The following is a 19,043-nucleotide window of genomic DNA, read 5'->3' as shown; positions in this document are numbered from 1 at the left end:
CAAGATCGAGGGGCGGGCAATGGGAGCGTCATCTCCCGAGATAAACTTCCTTGCCCGGTCGCGCACGAAAAAGCCGGCCCCGCTCGCACGAGGCCGGCTTTCTCCGCGAGGGGGCAGCCGAACGAAGCCCGGCCGCCCATCACAAAAAATCAGTTCTTGGACTTGTCGACCAGGGCCTTCTCGGAGATCCACGGCATCATGCCACGGAGCTTCGAGCCGACTTCCTCGATCGGATGACGGGCGAGCTTGGCGCGGGTGGCCTTGAACGAGGTCTGGCCGACCTTGTTCTCCAGCATCCAGTCGCGGGTGAACTTGCCCGACTGGATATCGTCCAGCACGCGCTTCATCTCGGCCTTCGTCTCGGCGGTGACGATGCGCGGGCCGGTGACGTATTCACCGTACTCGGCGGTGTTGGAGATCGAGTAGTTCATGTTGGCGATGCCGCCCTCGTAGATGAGGTCGACGATGAGCTTCACCTCGTGGAGGCACTCGAAATAGGCCATCTCGGGAGCGTAGCCGCCCTCGACCAGGGTCTCGAAGCCGGCCTTGATGAGCTCGACGAGGCCGCCGCACAGCACGGCCTGCTCGCCGAACAGGTCGGTCTCGCACTCTTCCTTGAAGGTCGTCTCGATGATGCCGGCGCGGCCGCCGCCGTTCGCCGAAGCGTAGGACAGGCCGAGATCGTGCGCGTTGCCGGAGGCGTCCTGCGCGATGGCGATCAGGGTCGGCACGCCGCCGCCCTTGAGGTACTCGCCGCGCACGGTGTGGCCGGGGCCCTTCGGGGCGACCATGAGCACGTCGAGGTCCTTGCGGGGCTCGATGAGGTTGAAGTGGACGTTGAGGCCGTGGGCGAACAGGAGAGCGGCGCCCTGCTTCATGTTCGGCTCGAGCGACTCCTTGTAGATGTCGCCCTGGAGTTCGTCCGGGGTGAGCATCATGACGACGTCGGCCTGTTTGGCGGCGTCGGCGACGTTCATCACCGTGAAGCCCTCGTGCTCCGCCTTCTTGGCGGTGGCCGAGCCCTCGCGGAGGGCGATGACGATGCCCTTCACGCCGGAATCACGCAGGTTGAGGGCGTGGGCATGGCCCTGGCTGCCGTAGCCGACGATGACGACCTTCTTGCCCTTGATCAGGTTGAGGTCGGCGTCACGATCGTAATAGACCCGCATGATGGAATGTCCTTTTCGCGTGGGGTGTCAGGGTCGGGCCTGGCCGTAGAGGGCCAGGAACTGGTCGACGGCGCGGGCCGCGTCGCGTCGGATCTCGGCGGCGTCGAGGTCGAGCGCGTCGCCGAGGAGAAGTCGGATCTGGACGTCGCGCCCGACCAGACCGAAGAAGGTCCGGAAGGCGGTCTCGCTGTCCTCGAAGGCGAGGAGCCCGGCCGCACGGCCCGCTTCGAGCACGGGCTTGACCCGCCCGCCGATGGCGAGGCGCCCGTTCGCCAGCACGATGGCGCCGAGGTTGCCCTTGCGCGAGCCGGCATGCGCGATGGCGATGCGGTTCAGCACCACCGAGGTGCGGCCCGCGATCACATCGAGCCAGGTCACGGCGAAATCGAGCAGGCGCTCCCGCAGGGTCGCCGCATCGAGCGCGCCCACCGCGTCGCGCCCCGCATGGACGCGCGAGGCTTGCCAGCGCACCGTGGCGGTGAGGAGGCCGTCCCGGTCCCCGAACCACTTGTACAGGGTTTCCTTCGAGCAACTCGCTCGGCGCGCGACCGCATCCATGGTGAGCTGGTCGCCCTCCTCGACGAGGAGAGCGAGCACGGCATCGAGCACCGCCTGTTGGCGGGCCGAGGGCGCCTCATGCACCGTCTCGTCGCGTGCGACCGTCGCGCTCATGCTTCCAGAAATCCAGTACCGTACCGTACGGTACGCGGCGGCATAGGCCGATTCGGTTTCCCGGACAAGAGGCGGTGTACCCCCGGTCGAACCTTATTCAGGCAGTTTGAGGCCTTCGCGGGCGAACACGGCCTGCACGGCGGGCCGCGCCGCCATGGCGCGGGCATGTGCGGTCCAATGGGGAAAGCGTTCCGCCATGTCGAAACCGAGCGCGGGTCCCCGGCCCCAGGTCCAGAACAGCAGCAGGTAGGGATCGGCGACGCTGTAGGCTTCGCCGACGGCCCAGCCGCCGTTGGAGAGCTTGACCTCTGTCATCGTGAAGAGGTCGCCGCAGGTCTCGACTCCCTTGGCCTGGATGCCCGGGAAGGCCGTCTCATCGCTCGCGTAGCGCTCGGCCCGGCGGATATGCGCGTAGGCGATATGATGGCCGGTGGAGAGCCAGCCCAGCCATTCGTCGACCCGCGCCTGATCGCGGGGCGCTTGCGGCCACAGGCCGGCCTGCGGATGACTGCGCGCGATGTGGCGCAGGATGGCGGTGTTCTCGGTGAGCACCCAATCCTCCTCCACCAGCGCCGGCACGCGGCCGCGCTCGTTGATAGCGAGGTATTCGGCCGCCCGCTGGTCGCCCTTGGCGAGGTCGAGCCGCACGGTCTCGTAGGGTGCTCCCGTCTCCTCGAGGGCGATGTGGGAGGCGAGCGAGCAGGCGCCGGGGGCGTAGTAGAGGGTGGTCATGGGGAACTCATGTGTTGGCAACCGCTGCGGGCAAGCCGATCAGTTCTGCGATGCCCAGGCGAATCCTCAAGAGAATATCCGGCGGTAGTGCGCCGACGCGTCGGAATCCGCGGGACGCGCGATCCACGCAGCGGATATGGTCGAGGAGAACGGCGCCGGAGACAACCAGACCATCCGGAAGGAGAATTTTCGTCGGCCAGGGCGTGACGTTGCTCGTGATCGGACAGATGATCGCTGTCGCGTTTCGCAGGTGGAAGGTCACATCGGACAAGACGACAGCCGGACGGATGCCACTCTGTTCTCGACCGAGTGTCGGTCTCAGATCGACCCAGACGACATCCCCAGCCTCTGGGACCGGGTGGTCAGCGGTCGTAATCGTCACGAATGATCTCCGCACCCACGTCCGGTCCCCAATCGAGGGGGGCGGGGCGATGAGACGGACCCAATCGGTCCATCTCGGCGATCATTTCAGCGAGCGTCGGGACCGCGACGCCGTTCACGGTGCGTCGTGCTCCCGACGCCGGAATTTGCCGCTTCGACAGCACTTCCACCGTCTCACCCTCGTTGACGCCGAGCTGCGTTACGGCTTGCGGCGACAATCTCACGACGAGATCATCACCCCAGCGAATGATTTTGGCTTCCATCGCCTCACCCTCCGAGTTGCAGGCAGGACCTTATCACCGCTCGCGGCGTCGTACCTACATCGCTTCCGAACCACGCCCCATGGCCGCGATGCCCGTGCGGGAGATCTCCACGAGGCCGATCACCGTCATCAGGCCGATGAAGCGGTCGATCTCCTCGGTGGTGCCGGTGACCTCGAACACGAAGGAGTTCAGGGTCGCGTCCAGGGTCTTGGCGCCGAAGGCGGCGGCGAGGGTCAGCGATTCGGTGCGGTGCTCACCGGTACCTGCCACCTTGACGAGGCAGAGCTCACGCTCGAGGGCCTTGCCCTGGAGCGTGAGGTCGACGACCCGGTGCACGGGCACGAGCCGGTCGAGCTGGGCCTTGATCTGCTGGATCACCGCATCGGTGCCGGCGGTGACGATGGTGATGCGCGAAATGTGGCGCGCCACCTCGGTCTCCGACACCGTCAGGCTCTCGATGTTGTAGCCGCGTCCCGAGAACATCCCCGCGATCCGCGCGAGGACGCCCGGCTCGTTGTCCACGATGACGGCGAGCGTGTGCCGGTTGATCGGCTCGACCCGACCGGCATCGGGGTAGTGTGTGTTCATGGCGTTCATGACGTCTCTCCTCCGCGCCGCCGGTCAGACCAGCATCTTGCCTTCCTCGGAGATCACGTCGCCGAGGTCCATACCGGTCTCGCCGAGGTAGTCGGAGAGCAGCATCTCATTGTGCGCCTTGCCCGACGGGATCATCGGGAAGCAGTTCTCTTTCTTGTCGACGATGCAATCGAAGATGACCGGGCCGTCATGGGCCAGCATCTCGGCGATCGCCCCGTCGAGCTCGCCCGGCTTGTCGCAGCGCATGCCCTTGGCGCCATAGGCTTCCGCCAGCTTGACGAAGTCCGGCAGGCTTTCCGAATAGCTCTGGGAATAGCGCGATCCGTGCAGCAACTCCTGCCACTGGCGCACCATGCCCATATACTCGTTGTTCAGGATGAAGATCTTGACCGGCAGGCGATACTGCACGGCGGTCGACATCTCCTGGATGTTCATCAGGATCGAGGCTTCGCCGGCGATGTCGATGACGAGACCGTCTGGATTGGCGAGCTGGGTGCCGATGGCCGCGGGCAGGCCGTAGCCCATGGTGCCGAGGCCGCCGGAGGTCATCCAGCGGTTCGGCTCGTCGAACTTGAAGTACTGCGCCGCCCACATCTGGTGCTGGCCGACCTCCGTGGTGACGAAGGTCTTCCGGTCCTTGCAGGCCTCGTAGAGGCGCTGCACCGCGTATTGCGGCTTGATGATCGTGCCCGACGGCCAATAGGCGAGGCAGTCCCGCGCCTTCCAGGTGCGGATCTTGGCCATCCACTCGTCGAAGCGGCCCTGGTCGGGACGCTTGGGCAGGGCCTTCCAGGCCGCCAGCATGTCTTCGAGCACCGAGCCGCAATCGCCGACGATGCCGACATCGACCTTGACCACCTTGTTGATCGAGGAGGCGTCGACGTCGATGTGGATCTTCTTGGAGAAGGGCGAGAACGCGTCGAGACGGCCGGTGATGCGGTCGTCGAACCGGGCGCCTATACAGACCATCACGTCGCATTCGTGCATGGCGAGGTTGGCCTCGTAGGTCCCGTGCATGCCCAGCATGCCCAGGAACTGCGGGTTCGAGGCCGGGAAGGCACCCAGACCCATCAGGGTCGAGGTGACGGGAAAGCCGGTGACCTCGGCCAGCTGGCGCAGGAGCGCCGAGGCGTGCGGGCCGGAATTGATGACGCCGCCGCCGGTATAGAGAACCGGCCGGCGCGCGCCCGCCATCAGCTCGACGGCCGACTGGATCGCCTGCGCGTCGCCCTTGAAGGCGGGGCGGTAGGTCTTGTGGCCGTTATGGGTGGGGCGCTCGTAGATCCCGCTGGCGAACTGGATGTCTTTCGGCAGATCGACCACGACGGGGCCCGGCCGGCCGTTCGAGGCGACGAAGAAGGCCTCGTGGAGGATGCGCGGCAGGTCGTCGATCGATTTGACCAGGTAATTGTGCTTCGTGCAGTGGCGGGTGATGCCGACCGTGTCGCATTCCTGGAACGCATCGGTGCCGATCAGGTGCGTCGGGACCTGGCCGGTGATGCAGACGAGGGGGATCGAATCCAGCATCGCGTCGGTGAGGCCCGTGACGATGTTGGTGGCGCCGGGGCCGGAGGTGACGAGGACGCAGCCGACCTTGCCCGAGGAGCGGGCATAGCCTTCCGCGGCATGGACCGCGCCCTGCTCGTGGCGCACGAGGACGTGCTTCAGTTCTTCCTGGTGGAAGAGGGCATCGTAGATCGGCAGCACCGCACCGCCCGGATACCCGAACAGCGTATCGACACCCTGATCCCGGAACGCCCGGATGACCATTTCGGCCCCGGTCATGACCTCGCCGCTCATCGTCTCAACTCCCTGAAACCCGGTTGCTCGTTCCGTGTCACGTCTTGGCTCAGGCAACAAAAAAGGGCCCCGAAGGACCCTGCATGCGCCACCATCCGGATCGCGATCCTGCTGTCAGGACCGCCCCGTCGGTGGCGCTTTCGTTACGATAAGGATGACACGCATCGACTTGAAAACTTTGCTCTGTGACCCGCCGAATGGCGAATCGACATTTCGAGGGGTCTGAATATAGAAGCAATCCATCACGGTCAACGGCCAATCAGAGGTCGGCTCACCGATGGTCGGTGGCGAAAACGTCGCGTGCGATCGCCACGGCGTTGAGCGCCGCAGGGAACCCCGCATAGGGAATCATCTGCATGATCGTCTCGATCAAGGCCGCCGGCGTCACGCCGACGCGGAGGGCGGCCTGCATGTGGACCTTGAGTTGGGGCGCGGCCGTTCCCATCGCCGTGAGGGCGGCGACTGTGGCGATCTCCCGCGTCTTCACATCGAGCCCGTCGCGGGAAAACACGTCGCCGTAAGCGAACTCGACGATGTATCGGCCGAGATCGGGCGCGATGTCGTCGAGACTTCTGACGACCGCCGCGCCGTGCGGGCCGCTGATGGCCTCCAGCTGAGCCAGTCCGCGTTGATAGCGGGTTTCAGTCGGTGCCTCCTGTGCCTCGGCATGTTGGGCCACCAGCGGGAGGGCCGTTGCTGAGGTCAGCACGGTACGTCGGGTCATCGTCATTGTCCTTGCTCTCGCGCGTTGCTTCCAGGGCCCGGTAGTGGGTGATCTTGTCATCCAGTCCCGCGATGAGGTCCGACAGTTCCGACCTGCGCGCGATCAGCGCGATGCGATGCGCCTCGAGGAGACTGCGGCGGGCTTCGAGGGTCGCATCGCCCTCCGCGCGCAGACGGCTGTATGCGAGCCGTTCGCGCATGGGCATATCCATCGCCTGGAGCTTGCGAAGGAAGGTCGCCCAGACGAGGTCGTCGCTTCCGTAATCCCGCCGACCGCCGGAATCGCGTCCGCTGCGAGGGAGCAATCCGATCCGCTCATAGTATCGAAGCGTGTCGACGCTGAGCCCGCTCCTCGCTGCGAAGGCACTGATTCTCATCGCGAAACCCCTTCGGTAAAGGCTGTCTACGAGCTGGAGTGCGCTCCAGGTCAAGCGGCTTTTCGACGGTACGGCGAGACCGCTCCGTTCGGCCCGTAAGGTTGCACCCCGGCCGCTCTCTTGGCTGCGCGCGGCAACCTTCGATGGCCTTGCATCCGGCGACATCGGGATGACGAACCCGTTTGCGCCGGAGCGCCCTGTCGTCCTATCTGGCGGGGATCCGAAGTCGTACTTCCTCAGACCCCGCCGGGACGATGCCTCAGTCCGAGATGACGGCCTATCTCATCCTCGACGTGGCCGGCACCGCCTTCGCGATGCGACGCTCGTCCGTGAGCGAGGTCCTGCCCCTCCCCCTCCTCCATCCGCCCACCCTGATGGGTACTTGGCTCGCCGGGTTCCTCGATCTCGGCGGGACGACGGTGCCGGTGATCGATCTCGGCCGGCTCCTGATGCTGCCGCCCATGCCCGCACGGGAGGGCGATCCCTACCGCCACCTGCTGCTGTCGGCCGATCGCGGCACGGCGATCCTGGTGGACCGCGCCCGCGATCTGGTTCTCGTCGCCCCGGACGCCGTCCGTGCGCGGGCGGCGGAGACCAGTCTCAACGGCTGCGTCGTCGGCGAGATCGTACAGGGCGAGCAGCTCACCCAGATCCTCGGCATGGAACGGCTCCTCGACGCCGAGGAGCGCCGCCGCGTGCAGGCGCTGACGGAGGCCGCCGCCGCACGCCTGTCCGATCTCGCCCGTCTCGAAGACGCGTGAGCCGCATGCCGCGTCCGAACGAGGCACGCCTGACAGTGGTTCTGTCTGGGAAGTCCGCCGCATGAAGCGCCCGGTGCGTGCCGTCGCGGAGATCGATCCGGGGTTTCCCGCCCTCAAGGACAAGGTGATCGCCCGGACGGGGCATCACTACTACGCAGACAAGGACGATCTACTCTTCGACCGGTTGCGCAAGCGCTTCAAGGCCTGCCGCCTTGCCGATTCCCGGGCCTATCTCGCACATCTCGACGGCGAGGCCACCGGACCGGCGGAATGGGCCGCCCTGGAGGCCGAGATCACCATCGGCGAGACCTTCTTCTTCCGCTACGCCGAGCAGTTCGCGGCGTTGCGCGGGACCATCCTGCCCGGCCTGATCGCCGCGCGGGCGGAGGCGAAGTCCCTGCGGATCTGGAGCGCCGGCTGTTCCACCGGGGCGGAGCCCTATTCCATCGCGATCCTGATCCACGAACTCCTCGGCGATGCGCTGCACGAGTGGCGGATCGACATCACCGGCACGGATATCAGCACCGAAGCGCTGGCGACGGCGCGGGCGGCGCTGTTCGGGCGTTGGGCCCTGCGCACATTGCCGCCGGAAGAGCATGCCCGCTACTTCGTCTGCGGCCCTTCGTTGCCGGGGATCGCGCGCGAGGGCAGCTTCACCCTGCGGCCCGAGTTTCGAAGGATGGTGCGCTTCGAGCACCACAACCTGATGAGTCTGCTCGACGGTACGGCGCCGTCGCATTTCGCCGATTTCGACCTCATCCTCTGCCGCAACGTGCTGATCTACTTTCAGGCCGATGCTGTCCTCGGAATCGTGCGCGCCCTGGGACGCCGGCTTGTGCCGGATGGCTGGTTGCTCATCGGCCATGCCGAGCCGAACCCGGCCTTCGCCGGCACGCTGCAGCCCATGAACCTGCCCGGTACGGTGGCCTACCGACCGCTCGGCGGCGATGCCGTCGCCGTCACGCCTCCCGCGCCGCCCATCGTCCTGCCCCCGGTGACGGTCGCGGAGCCGTTTCCCCCCGTCGTCGAACTGCCGCGATTCGTCCCGCTTCCACCCCCCGTCGTCGAGACCATCCCGCCGCTCGCGGAGCCCGTCGAAGCCGAAGATCCGGACACGGTTCTCGATGCGATCCGGGCTTTGGGGGATTCCGGTCGGATCGCCGAGGGCTGGCGCATGGTCCGCGATGCCCTCCTCGCCACGCCCACGGACGCGCGACTCCACTACTATGACGGGCTTCTCGCCTATGGGCTCGGGCGCGAGGCCGAGGCCGAGCGGGCATTGCGCGGGGCACTCTATCTCGACCGGAGCTTCGCGATGGCGCATTACCAGCTCGGCCTTCTGCTCGCCGCCATCGGCCGGCACGCGGAGGCGGATCGCGCCTTCGACAACGCCATCCGCTTCGGCCGGGCCCAGCCGTCCGACGCCTCCGTGGCGGAAGGAGACGGCCTGACCGCCGGGCAACTGGTCGCCAATGCCGATGCCGCCCGCATGCGCATGAGGAAACCCGTATCGTGATCGAACCGCCCGCCGGGACTGCCGAGGTCGATCCCTACGTGGCCACCCTCCTCGCCGAGCGCACCGTGGCCCTGGCCCGCCGTGGACGGGAGAGCACGGCTCGGGTCGCGATGACGCCCTTCCTCGTCTGCCAGTCGGGCGACGATCGCTACGGCCTGCCCCTGGAGGCGGTGGCGCAGGTGGTGCCGGCCCGTTCCTATACGCCGGTGCCGGGGGCGCCGGCGGAGCTGCTGGGTCTTATCGCCCTGTCCGGTCGCGTCGTCAGCGTCCTCAGCCTGTCCGGTGCGCTGCGGCGACCGGTCTCGGCCAGGCCTGGCGACATGCCGGCCTCGGCCGGACATATCCTCGTGCTTCGCGGAGGGATCATGCCGCTCGCCCTCGCCGTCGACCGGGTTCTCGCGGTCAGCGATGTGGACGGCGCCTTCGCGAGTGCCCCGCTTCATCTCGGCGGCTTGGGTGCGGACGCGGTTTCGGGCTATGCACCGGCACCCGGCCAGGACGCCGCCCGCCAGGGCGGCGAGGCCGGCTTCGTCGTCATCGATCTGCCGCGCCTCCTGCGGCGATACCTGCCTCAAAGCTGACGGTAAGGCTCATCCGGGCCTTTCCCCGTCGAGCGGTTTCGGAGCATCGCCAAGCGTGTCGATCTCGATTGGAAAACGGATCCTCTTCGGCTTCGTCGTCGTCACCCTGGTGATGGTCGGACTGGGCGCCTATGCGCTGAGCCAGATCGGGGCCGTCCGCGACAACACGACGACGATCGTCTCGCGGGACCTCACCATCGCGCGCAAGCTCGACGATCTCGGCAACAAGTCTCGTGACCTCGGCAACCTTCGGCGCAACGGCGTGATCGCCGCGCTGATGCGCAACCGGCCCGATACCGAGATCGCCGCGATCATCGACACCTGGCGCCGCGTCGCCTCCGAATCCGAGGCTATCCTCGTCGATACCGTCCGCACCGCCGACGGCTATTCCGCGACGGCGCCGTCGCCGGAGCGTGCCGCGATCTGGAAGAGGCTCGGTGAATCCGCGACTATTGCCGCCACGGATTTCCGGAAGCTGCGGACCGCCAGCGAAGTTCAGCTTTCCGCCATCGCGGCCAAGGATGTCGATGGGGTGGAGGCTCGCAACTCCGATCTGAACCGCCTGCAGGACGAGTTCCTGCGCGATCTCGACCGCACCCGCGACCTGCTCGATCAGGGGATCGATGCCGGTCAGCGCCGGGCTACCGACATCTACGAGCGCAGCCTCGTTTCCATCGTGCTCATCCTCGCCTTGTGCGTTCTTCTGAGCATCGTGGTCACCGGCCTCATCCGCCGGGGCGTGGTGAAGCCCCTCGAAGAGGTCATGGCCTTCGCCGAGCAGGTCGGATCGGGCGACCTGACCCGCACCCTCGACCGTACGGGGGGCGACGAGATCGGCCGTCTCGCATCGACCTTGAACAGAATGGTCTCGGGTCTTGCCGACCTCGCCCGGACCAATCGGGCGGCCACGTCCGACCTCAATGCCGCCGCCGCCGAGATCCGCGCTTCCGCCCAGGAACAGGCGGCCAGCGTCGAGGAGCAGTTCGCGGCCGTGCAGGAGACCGCCGCCACGGTGGATGAGATCACCCATTCCGGAGCCCAGATCGGCAAGCGCGCGAGCGAGGTGATCGCTACGGCCCAATCCACCGCGCAGATCTCGCGGGCAGGCCTCAGGGCTGTCGCCGATACGGCCAAGGCCATGGATGCCATCCGCGAGCAGGCGGAGGCCGTCGCCGGCAACATCGTATCCCTCAGCGAGAAGACCCAGGCGATCGGCGAGATCATCACCACCGTCAACGACATCTCGGAGCGCACCCACCTGCTGGCGCTCAACGCGGCGATCGAAGCGGCGGCGGCGGGTGAGAGCGGCCGGAGCTTCGCCGTGGTCGCCTCGGAGATGAAGCTTTTGGCCGATCAGGCCAAGGCGGCGACCGCGCAGGTGCGCACCATCCTGTCGGAGATCCAGAGGGGCATCAACACCTCGGTCATGCTCACCGAAGAGGCGGTCAAGCGCACGAGCACGGGCAAGGCCCGCTCGGACACGACCCAGCGGACCATCGAGGAGATCACCGCCAAGGTCGAGGAGAGCGTCCAGACCTTCCAGCAGATCGTCGCCTCCACCAACCAGCAGCAACTCGGAATCGAGCAGGTGATGGGGGCCCTCCAGAACATCCGGCAGGCGAGCCAGCAGACCGCCGCCGGGACCCGTGAGGTGGAAGCGGCCTCCGCCAATCTCACCGAACTCGCCCAGGCGCTCCTGACGCTCGCCGACCGATACCGGCACTGAGGGGAGAGGCCGGGCGACCGCCACCCATGGATATCCGCCAGCAGCTCCTCGCGGCCTTCGAGGTCGAGCATCGCGAACATATCGACGCGATCCGCGCCGCCCTGGCCGGTGCGGCCGGGGACGTGCCGCCCGACTGGAACGACGTGTTCCGCCGGGCGCACAGCCTGAAGGGCGCCTCGCGGGCCGTGGACCTGCCGAAGGTCGAAGCCGTGGCGCATCGGCTCGAGACCCTGTTCGAGCGGATCGTCGCCGGTGACGGCACCCTCGACCGGGAGGCGACGGGCGCCGTCCATCTCGCCCTGGACCGGATCGAAGCCTATGTCGCCGCGCTCAAGGGCGAAGCGGACCCGGCCATGCCGGCGGATGCGCTCGCGTCCCTCGACCGCTGCCTCGCCGGGCCCTCCCCGTCCCAGCCCGACCCTCCCGGCGAGCTCCCCCCTCGGCATCCCGATCCACCGGCGGAGAGCGTTCCGGCGCAAGCGGGACTGCAGAAACCTGCATCGACTCCCACCGAGCCCGGCAGCGATCCGGGAGTGCTCCTGCGCGTGCCGGCGGATGCGGTAGAGGCGCTCACGCGGGCCTCACACGAGCTCGCCAGCGCCCTCGGGGCGGAATCCGCGGTGGGCGAAGGTCTGGCTCGGCTCCAGCGGGATGCCGCCGCCCTCGGGCGCCGGGCCGAGAGCCTTCGCGGGAGCAAGGCGCAATCCGGTACGACCCGGCCTCGCCCCTCCGATGCCGAGACGGCGGAATCCACCCTCGACGCCATGAGAGCGGAGCTGCGCGGCTTCGAGACGGCGCTCCTCGCGCTCGCCCGCGATGCGGCGCAGCTCGCCCAGATCCGCACCGGAATCATCGCCTCGGCGGAAGCGGCCTCCACCCGGATCGGGCGGGAGGCCGAGCGCCTGACCCTCGTACCGGCCGAGACCGTCTTCGGTGCGTTTCCGCGTGCGCTCCGCGACATGGCGCGAGAATCCGGTCGCGAGATTGACGTCGTCGCGCGCGGTCTCGATCTGCCCGTCGACCGCGCCATGCTGCAATCGCTGAAGGACCCGGTCCTCCACGCCCTGCGCAACGCCCTGAGCCACGGCGCGGAGACGCCCGAGCAGCGTGAACGCCAGGGCAAGCCGCCCGCACTTTCGATCACCCTCGACATCGCCGTGCGCGGCGGCCGGCTCGTCCTCGGCATCCATGACGACGGGCGCGGGCCGGACCTGCGCGCCATCGAGGCGACGGCGCGAGCGCGGGGCCTGATCGGGGCCGGCGACGGCGACCCCGATACCCTTCTGGCGCTGGTGTTCGAGCCCGGCTTCTCCACCGCCTCCGCCGTCGATACCCTGTCCGGCCGGGGCATTGGCCTCTCCGTCGTCGCCGACGCGGTCCGACGTCTCGGGGGCAGCGTCCGGCTCGAGCCGCGTGTTCCGGCCGGGACGTCGCTGACCATGCATCTGCCGCTTTCGGCGGCGCGGCGGACCTTGCTGCTGGTCGATGTCGGTGCCTCGCTCTTCGCCCTGCCGAGCGCCAGCGTGGAACGTCTCCTGCGCCTCGACCGGTCGTGCCTCTACACCGCCATGGGCCGGATCATGGTGCGTCTGCCGAGGGAGCGCGGCGAGGATCTGTCCCTTCCCCTCGTGGATCTGGCGAGCCTCGTCGGGGTGACGAGCGAGGAGAACCGCCCGGGCGAGGGACACACGGTGACGGCGGTGCTGATGCGCTCGGGCGGCCGGTCATGGGTGCTGCGGATCGATGCCTTGCGGGACGTCCGAAACCTCCTCGTTCTGCCGGCGCCGCCCATCGGCGCGGATCCGCGCCTGATCTCGGGCACGGTCGTCCTGGGCGGCGATACGCCGGTTCTCGTCCTCGATCCCGACGGCCTCGCGGCACGTGCGACCGAAACAAATCACGCTGCGCCAGAGCCTGTTGAAGACCGCACCGGAACAGCCGCGCTCCCGCGACGTTCGACGATCCTGGTCGTTGACGATTCCATCACCACGCGAACCTTGGAGAAGGGTATTCTGGAATCGGCGGGCTACCGCGTCGTCGTCTGCGTCGACGGGCAGGATGCGCTCGACCGCCTCCGCGCCGGGATCGAGCATGTGGATCTCGTCGTGGCCGATGTGGAGATGCCGCGCCTCGACGGGTTCGGCCTGCTCAAAGCTCTGCGGGCGGACGAGTCTTTCGCCCGCCTTCCCCTCATCCTGATGACCTCGCGGGGGGATGCCGACGATGTCGCACGGGGGCTCGGTCTCGGCGCGGATGCTTATCTGACGAAACAGACGTTCGACCAGCGCCAGCTTCTCGATACGATCGGGCAATTGTTGTGAGTGACACCGAACAGAGATCCGTCGAGGCGTCTCAGATCACGAGACAGGGCGCCCGCCTGCGCGTGATGCTGGTGGAGGATTCCCTCGTGGTGCGGGAGCTGTTGCGCCACATCGTCGGCCGCGATCCGCGCCTGGAAGTGGTGGCGGCGGTCGCCTCCGGCGAAGAGGCGCTCGCAGCACTCTCCACTGCCCGCCCCGACGTCATCTCGATGGATATACGCCTCCCCGGCATCGACGGGCTGGAAACCACGCGCCGGATCATGGCCGAGCGGCCGACGCCGATCGTGGTCATCGCGGATTCGGTGGAGGATTCCTCCCTGCGCATCTCTATGAACGCGCTACGCGCCGGTGCGCTCTCTGTGGTGGAAAAGCCGGTGGCGACGACGAATGCCGGCTACGACGCCGTTTCCACCGAGATCTGCACGCAGCTGCGCATCATGGCCGAGGTGCCGGTGATCCGTCGCCGGCCGATCGGCTCGGAATGGGCCGGACGCCGGTCGGCCGCCCTGTCGCCGTCGGACTTCGCCGCGCCCTCGGCCGCCTCGGACGCCGCGAGCGTTCTGGCCATCGCCGCCTCCACCGGCGGCCCGCCTGCCCTCGCCCGTGTCATCGGTGGATTGCCGGATGGGTTTCCGCTCCCAATCCTCGTGGTCCAGCATATGGGGGCGGCCTTCATGGAGGGCTTCGCCTCCTGGCTGAACGGCGTCGTCTCCCTGCCGGTGAGGCTCGCCGCCGATGGCGAGCGGGCCGAGCCGGGCCATGTCTACGTGGCACCGGGCGACAGGCACCTCGAATGGGCGCCCGGCGGAAACCTCCGCCTCCTGGATGCTGCGCCCGTGGGTGGCCAACGTCCGGCTGCCACCGTCATGTTCGCTTCGGTGGCCCGCCATGCCGGCGCGCGCGGCATCGGCGTGCTTCTCACCGGGATGGGCGAGGATGGCGCCACGGGCCTTCTGGCCATGCGCCAGGCCGGCGCCCAGACCGTCGCCGAACACGAGAGCACCGCCGTGGTGTTCGGCATGCCGGCGGCGGCGATCCGCCTTTCGGGAGCCTCCGCGATCCTCCCGCTCGACCGGGTCGCGCCCCATCTCGTCCGGCTCGCTCTCCCGGGCCTCGCCGCGGCGGACCCCTTCGCATGATCGGGACCGGCATACCCGACGAGACTGCGCCCCGGCCTCGCATCCTGCTGGTGGAGGATTCCGAGACGCAGGCGCTGGAACTGCGGCTGCTCCTGGAGAGCCACGGCTTTTCGGTGGAGCGCTGTCCCACGGCCGAAATGGCCCTCGACCATCTCAACACCCGCCTGCCCGACCTCGTCGTGGCCGACCACCACTTGCCGGGAATGAACGGCGACGAGTTCACCCGCCAGCTGCGCCTGTCGCTCCGTACCCGCGCTCTCCCCCTGCTGATGCTCACGGGCGCCCGCGATGGCGAACGCCAGGGGCTGGAGAGTGGTGCCGACGCCTATGTGGCGAAATCCGCCGACCGGGACATCCTGATCCTGCGCATCCGTGCCCTCCTGCGCGAGCGTCATGGCGGTAGCGCCCCCGGCGACGGGCCGGGCGTGTCGGCGTTTCGGCGCGGACGCGTTCTGGTGGTCGATGGCAGTGCGACCTATCGCACCTTCCTCGCCGGCCTTCTGGCGCATGAGGGCCACGAGGTCCGTACCGCCGCCACCCACGATTCCGCCCTCGCCGCCCTCGACGAGGCCGATGCCGCCTTCGATTGCGTGACCATCGACCTCCTCGGCCCCGCCTATGACGGCCTCGCCCTATGCAGGGCCATCGACCGTCGCCGTGCGGCCGGGATCGAGGCGCGGGAGGCGGGAGCGCCGACGTTCCACCTTGTCGGCATCGCCGGCAGCGCGCCGGCCAAGGATTTCCTGGTGGAAGCCTACGCTGCGGGGGCCGACGACGTGGTCTCGAAGGCCGATGGCGAAGTCCTCGTCATCCGCGTCAGGGGCCTGGTCCGGCGCAAGCTTCTGGAGGAAGACGACCGTCGCATCGCCGGCGAGTTCGGCGCTCGCGAGCGCGCCCTCGAACGCGCGCGTGCCGAGGCCGAAGCGGCCGAGGCGCGTGCCGCCCTGGCGGGTGCCCTCGAACAGGCCAACCAGGATCTCGCCACTGCCAACCGCAAGCTCACGGATGCCCAGGCCAAGCTGGTCCAGGCCGCCAAGATGGCGTCCCTCGGCGAGCTTCGTGGCCGGCATCGCCCATGAGATCAACAATCCCCTCGCCTTCATCCTCGCGCATCAGGGCACGGTCGAGCGCCTGCTCGGCGAGATCGCGGATTCCGAGGCGGAACTCGCGTCGCACCGGTCGCTCGCCAAGTGCCGCGACCGTGTCGGCTCCATGCGCCTGGGCCTCACGCGCATCCAGGATCTCGTCCTGAACCTGCGCAAGTTCTCGCGGCTCGACGAAGGTGAGCGCACCCTCGTCAACGTACCCGAATCGATCGAGACGGTGCTGGCACTGATCCAGCACAAGCTCGGGACACGAATTACCGTCGAACGCGACTTCTCGGGCCGGCCCGAGATCCATTGCACCCCCGCCCTCCTCAATCAGGTCGTCATGAACATCCTCGGCAATGCCGCCGATGCCATGCCGGAATCCGGCACCATCTCCATCGTCACCCAGGAATTGCCCGAGACGGACGTGATCCGCATCAGCGATACCGGGCCCGGTATTCCCGAAACCCTGCGGGAAAAGATATTCGAGCCCTTCTTCACGACGAAACCCGTCGGTTCGGGCACGGGACTAGGTCTTGCGATTGCGTATAGCGTGGTTCAAGCGCATAGCGGCTCGCTTAGCGTGGAGACGGCCGAAGGGGGGGGAGCCTGTTTCGTGATCGGCATTCCGCGACAGGCAGCGTAGACATGGCCAAAGGCACGATTCTCGCCGTCGATGACGAGCCGGACATCCTGATTGCCCTCGAAGACCTGTTCGAGGACGACTACACCGTCATCACCACGACGAAGCCGTCGGAAGCGCTCGACATCCTCCGGGCGAGCCCGGACATCGCCGTGATCCTGTCCGACCAGCGGATGCCGGGCATTACCGGCGACGCCATGCTGGCCGAGGCACGGGGCTTCCACGACGCACAGGCGATCCTCCTCACCGGCTATGCCGATATGAGCGCCGTCATCGCCGCGCTCAATCGGGGAGGCATCACTGGCTATGTCACGAAGCCGTGGGACCCCGTCCTGCTGCGTTCCACCGTCCGCCAGGCCTTCGAACGGCACAGCCTCGCCCGCGACCTCGCCACCGAGCGCGCCCTCCTGCTCGGGCTCCTCGACAATGCGGAAGACGCCATCGCCTTCAAGGACGTGGAGGGACGGTTCATTCGTCTCAACGCGCGGAAGGCCAGTCGTCTCGGCCACACCGTCGCCGAATGCCTCGGACGCACCAGGGACGAGATCGAAGGCACGCCCAACGGCGAAAGCGCCACGCGTGACGCCGACCGCGCCGCCATCGCGAGTGGGAGCATATCAGAGACGGTGTCCGCCGAAGGCCCGGTCGGGGCGGAGCGGTGGAGCCATGTCACCCGCGTGCCGATTCGCGGTGCCGCCGGCGCCATCACCCATCTGGCGACGATCGAACGGGACGTCACCGAACAGAAGAATCTCGAGGCACGGCTGCGCCAGTCGGACAAGATGCAGGCGCTCGGCACCCTCGCCGGCGGGATCGCGCATGACTTCAACAATCTCCTCACGGCGATCCTCGGCAGCCTCGAACTCGTGGGCCCCAAGATCGTCGACCAGCCAAGGGTCCAGCGCCTCGTCACCAACGCGGCACAGGCTGCGCAACGCGGCGCGTCCCTGACGAAGCGGCTTCTCAGCTTCAGCCGCGCGCGCGACCTGCGCCCTCGCTCGGTCGACGTGAATGCCCTCGTCGCCGGAATGGACGTATTGCTCAAGGGCAGCCTAGGCGGTCTCGTCACGGTGACGACCGATCTCGACGCCGTGCATCCGGCGGCCATCGTCGATCCCGATCAGCTGGAACTCGCCATTCTCAACCTCTGCATCAACGCGCGTGACGCCATGCCGGAGGGTGGAACGATCTCCATCGCCACGGGCGCGGCACGGGTGACCGACGACCCCGATTTGGCGGCGGGCGACTACGTGACCGTGGCGATCAGCGATACGGGGATGGGTATCCCACCCGAGATCCTGGCGCGGGTCTGCGAACCGTTCTTCACCACTAAGTCGATCGGACAGGGCACCGGGCTCGGCCTCGCGATGGTGTTCGGGCTGACCCAGCAGTCGCAGGGCAAGCTTCGGATCACGAGCGACGTGGGCAAGGGCACGCGGGTCGATCTGTTCCTCCCCCGTGCGGAGGCGGCCGAGGAAAAGACCCAGCGCGCCGCCGTGACGGCCATGGGGGCCGCGAGCCCGGCGCGCATTCTCGTGGTGGATGACGATGCCGAGGTCCGCCACGTCACCGCGTCCTTCCTCAGCACGTTCGGTTACACCGAGACCGAGGCGGCCGACGGGGCGGCGGCGGTCGCCCTGCTGGAGCGCGCCTCGTTCGATCTCATCGTGGCGGATCTCGCCATGCCGGGGATGACGGGTGTCGAACTCGCGGAAATCGTAAGGCGGCGCTGGTCCGACGTTCCCATCCTCATTGTCACCGGACATGCGGAGGCGATCCCGATCCCCGACGATCTGCCTGTTCTGCGTAAGCCCTTCGATTCGGCCGACTTGGCGGCACTGGTCTCCGGGATGCTCGTCGCAGACGCGTAAGATCAACACGTCCCCTCCCCCGAGACCCGCCATGGGGCATCGGGGGCCAGGCACCGACATTCCCATCCCGTAGAGATCATGAAAAAAGGCGGCCTTTCGGCCGCCTTTTCGTCGTCTGATGGGTGAAGCTGAGGCTTACGCCGCGTCGGAGACCTGCGACGGACCCGAATCCAGGCCACGGGCATCGACATCGCGATCCACGAACTCGATCACGGCGAGCGGAGCGTTGTCGCCGTAACGGAAGCCGGCCTTCATGATGCGGCAGTAGCCGCCCGGACGGGCATTGTAGCGCGGGCCGAGGACGGCGAAGAGCTTGCGGACCATGGCCTCGTCGCGGATCTGCGACATGGCGAGGCGGCGCGTATGCAGGCTGTCGATCTTGCCCAGCGTGATCAGCTTTTCGATGACCGGACGAAGATCCTTGGCCTTCGGAAGCGTGGTGATGATCTGCTCGTGCTTGATCAGCGCGGCGGACATGTTGGCGAACATCGCCTTGCGGTGTTCGGTGGTGCGGTTGAAGCGACGACCGCGAAATCCATGACGCATTTGGCTGTTCCTTGTTTGACTGGCCGCCGTGCCACGGTACGGCCGAGCGCCCCATGATCGGGGCTGTTCATTCCGCATGACCCCGCGGCGGGATTCTGTTTGCTGGGAAGCTTGCCGAACCCGGCCCGCCTCATTCG

Annotated in this window: 17 protein-coding genes and 1 pseudogene; 8 read left to right on the top strand and 10 right to left on the bottom strand. The window is 67.7% G+C overall.

All coding sequences use genetic code 11. The features are described from left to right. Positions 1 to 149 precede the first annotated feature (149 nt). The 9 genes from ilvC to ACYQML_RS14090 form a co-directional block, all read right to left on the bottom strand. The gene (gene ilvC / locus ACYQML_RS14130; protein WP_019904456.1) at positions 150 to 1,169 is read right to left on the bottom strand and encodes a ketol-acid reductoisomerase; all 1,020 of its coding nucleotides are present in this window, start codon (positions 1,167 to 1,169) and stop codon (positions 150 to 152) included. A 27-nt stretch (positions 1,170 to 1,196) separates the two neighbouring features. Continuing rightward, positions 1,197 to 1,841, bottom strand: coding sequence for a TetR/AcrR family transcriptional regulator (locus tag ACYQML_RS14125; protein ID WP_461233137.1), 645 nt, complete (start codon positions 1,839 to 1,841; stop codon positions 1,197 to 1,199). 93 nt (positions 1,842 to 1,934) lie between these two features. Continuing rightward, on the bottom strand, positions 1,935 to 2,573 hold the full coding sequence (locus tag ACYQML_RS14120; RefSeq protein WP_056427420.1) for a glutathione S-transferase family protein: 639 nt from the start codon (positions 2,571 to 2,573) through the stop codon (positions 1,935 to 1,937). 7 nt (positions 2,574 to 2,580) lie between these two features. Continuing rightward, complete coding sequence (locus ACYQML_RS14115) at positions 2,581 to 2,955, bottom strand: type II toxin-antitoxin system PemK/MazF family toxin (RefSeq protein WP_419953904.1); 375 nt, start codon at positions 2,953 to 2,955, stop codon at positions 2,581 to 2,583. Further along, the gene (locus ACYQML_RS14110; RefSeq protein ID WP_207412087.1) at positions 2,936 to 3,217 is read right to left on the bottom strand and encodes an AbrB/MazE/SpoVT family DNA-binding domain-containing protein; all 282 of its coding nucleotides are present in this window, start codon (positions 3,215 to 3,217) and stop codon (positions 2,936 to 2,938) included. Before ACYQML_RS14110 ends, ACYQML_RS14115 begins: the two co-directional genes overlap by 20 nt. 54 nt (positions 3,218 to 3,271) lie before the next feature. Next, on the bottom strand, positions 3,272 to 3,814 hold the full coding sequence (gene ilvN / locus ACYQML_RS14105; RefSeq protein WP_018044192.1) for an acetolactate synthase small subunit: 543 nt from the start codon (positions 3,812 to 3,814) through the stop codon (positions 3,272 to 3,274). Positions 3,815 to 3,838: 24 nt separating this feature from the next. Then, positions 3,839 to 5,614, bottom strand: a complete 1,776-nt coding sequence (locus tag ACYQML_RS14100) for an acetolactate synthase 3 large subunit (protein WP_461233136.1) — start codon at positions 5,612 to 5,614, stop codon at positions 3,839 to 3,841. Between the two features lie 271 nt (positions 5,615 to 5,885). Beyond that, the gene (locus ACYQML_RS14095; protein WP_461233135.1) at positions 5,886 to 6,293 is read right to left on the bottom strand and encodes a carboxymuconolactone decarboxylase family protein; all 408 of its coding nucleotides are present in this window, start codon (positions 6,291 to 6,293) and stop codon (positions 5,886 to 5,888) included. Continuing rightward, positions 6,256 to 6,714 carry a MerR family transcriptional regulator gene (locus tag ACYQML_RS14090; protein ID WP_311276724.1) on the bottom strand — a complete coding sequence of 153 codons (459 nt, stop codon included), beginning with the start codon at positions 6,712 to 6,714 and terminating at the stop codon, positions 6,256 to 6,258. The genes ACYQML_RS14095 and ACYQML_RS14090 overlap by 38 nt, the downstream gene beginning before the upstream one ends. Before the next feature lie 254 nt (positions 6,715 to 6,968). On the opposite strand from ACYQML_RS14090, the gene ACYQML_RS14085 reads away from it, so the two are divergent. The 8 genes and pseudogenes from ACYQML_RS14085 to ACYQML_RS14050 all read left to right on the top strand — a co-directional run bounded on the left by ACYQML_RS14085 (position 6,969) and on the right by ACYQML_RS14050 (position 18,360). Continuing rightward, positions 6,969 to 7,475 carry a chemotaxis protein CheW gene (locus ACYQML_RS14085; protein ID WP_461233134.1) on the top strand — a complete coding sequence of 169 codons (507 nt, stop codon included), beginning with the start codon at positions 6,969 to 6,971 and terminating at the stop codon, positions 7,473 to 7,475. A 61-nt stretch (positions 7,476 to 7,536) separates the two neighbouring features. Next, on the top strand, positions 7,537 to 8,991 hold the full coding sequence (locus ACYQML_RS14080; RefSeq protein ID WP_461233133.1) for a CheR family methyltransferase: 1,455 nt from the start codon (positions 7,537 to 7,539) through the stop codon (positions 8,989 to 8,991). Beyond that, a complete protein-coding gene (locus tag ACYQML_RS14075) occupies positions 8,988 to 9,572 on the top strand; it encodes a chemotaxis protein CheW (RefSeq protein ID WP_311276721.1) in 585 nt (194 codons plus the stop codon). The genes ACYQML_RS14080 and ACYQML_RS14075 overlap by 4 nt, the downstream gene beginning before the upstream one ends. Before the next feature lie 55 nt (positions 9,573 to 9,627). Then, positions 9,628 to 11,298: a methyl-accepting chemotaxis protein gene (locus ACYQML_RS14070; protein WP_056427397.1), complete on the top strand. Its 1,671-nt coding sequence runs from the start codon at positions 9,628 to 9,630 to the stop codon at positions 11,296 to 11,298. Between the two features lie 26 nt (positions 11,299 to 11,324). Next, the gene (locus tag ACYQML_RS14065; RefSeq protein ID WP_461233132.1) at positions 11,325 to 13,619 is read left to right on the top strand and encodes a hybrid sensor histidine kinase/response regulator; all 2,295 of its coding nucleotides are present in this window, start codon (positions 11,325 to 11,327) and stop codon (positions 13,617 to 13,619) included. Positions 13,620 to 13,684: 65 nt separating this feature from the next. Beyond that, on the top strand, positions 13,685 to 14,758 hold the full coding sequence (cheB, locus tag ACYQML_RS14060; RefSeq protein WP_461235730.1) for a chemotaxis-specific protein-glutamate methyltransferase CheB: 1,074 nt from the start codon (positions 13,685 to 13,687) through the stop codon (positions 14,756 to 14,758). Further along, positions 14,755 to 16,492 (top strand): annotated as a pseudogene (locus ACYQML_RS14055) (response regulator). The gene cheB and the pseudogene ACYQML_RS14055 overlap by 4 nt, the downstream one beginning before the upstream one ends. A 2-nt stretch (positions 16,493 to 16,494) precedes the next feature. Next, positions 16,495 to 18,360, top strand: a complete 1,866-nt coding sequence (locus tag ACYQML_RS14050; protein ID WP_311276718.1) for a response regulator — start codon at positions 16,495 to 16,497, stop codon at positions 18,358 to 18,360. A gap of 135 nt (positions 18,361 to 18,495) precedes the next feature. Here the strand turns inward: ACYQML_RS14050 and rplQ are convergent, their stop codons facing one another. Next, positions 18,496 to 18,906 carry a 50S ribosomal protein L17 gene (gene rplQ, locus ACYQML_RS14045; RefSeq protein WP_018044203.1) on the bottom strand — a complete coding sequence of 137 codons (411 nt, stop codon included), beginning with the start codon at positions 18,904 to 18,906 and terminating at the stop codon, positions 18,496 to 18,498. Positions 18,907 to 19,043: the final 137 nt, after the last annotated feature.

It is taken from the genome of Methylobacterium sp. CM6244, assembly GCF_054817885.1.
Note: the sequence above shows the minus strand (reverse complement) of the source record. Positions and strands in the feature narration are given on the sequence as shown.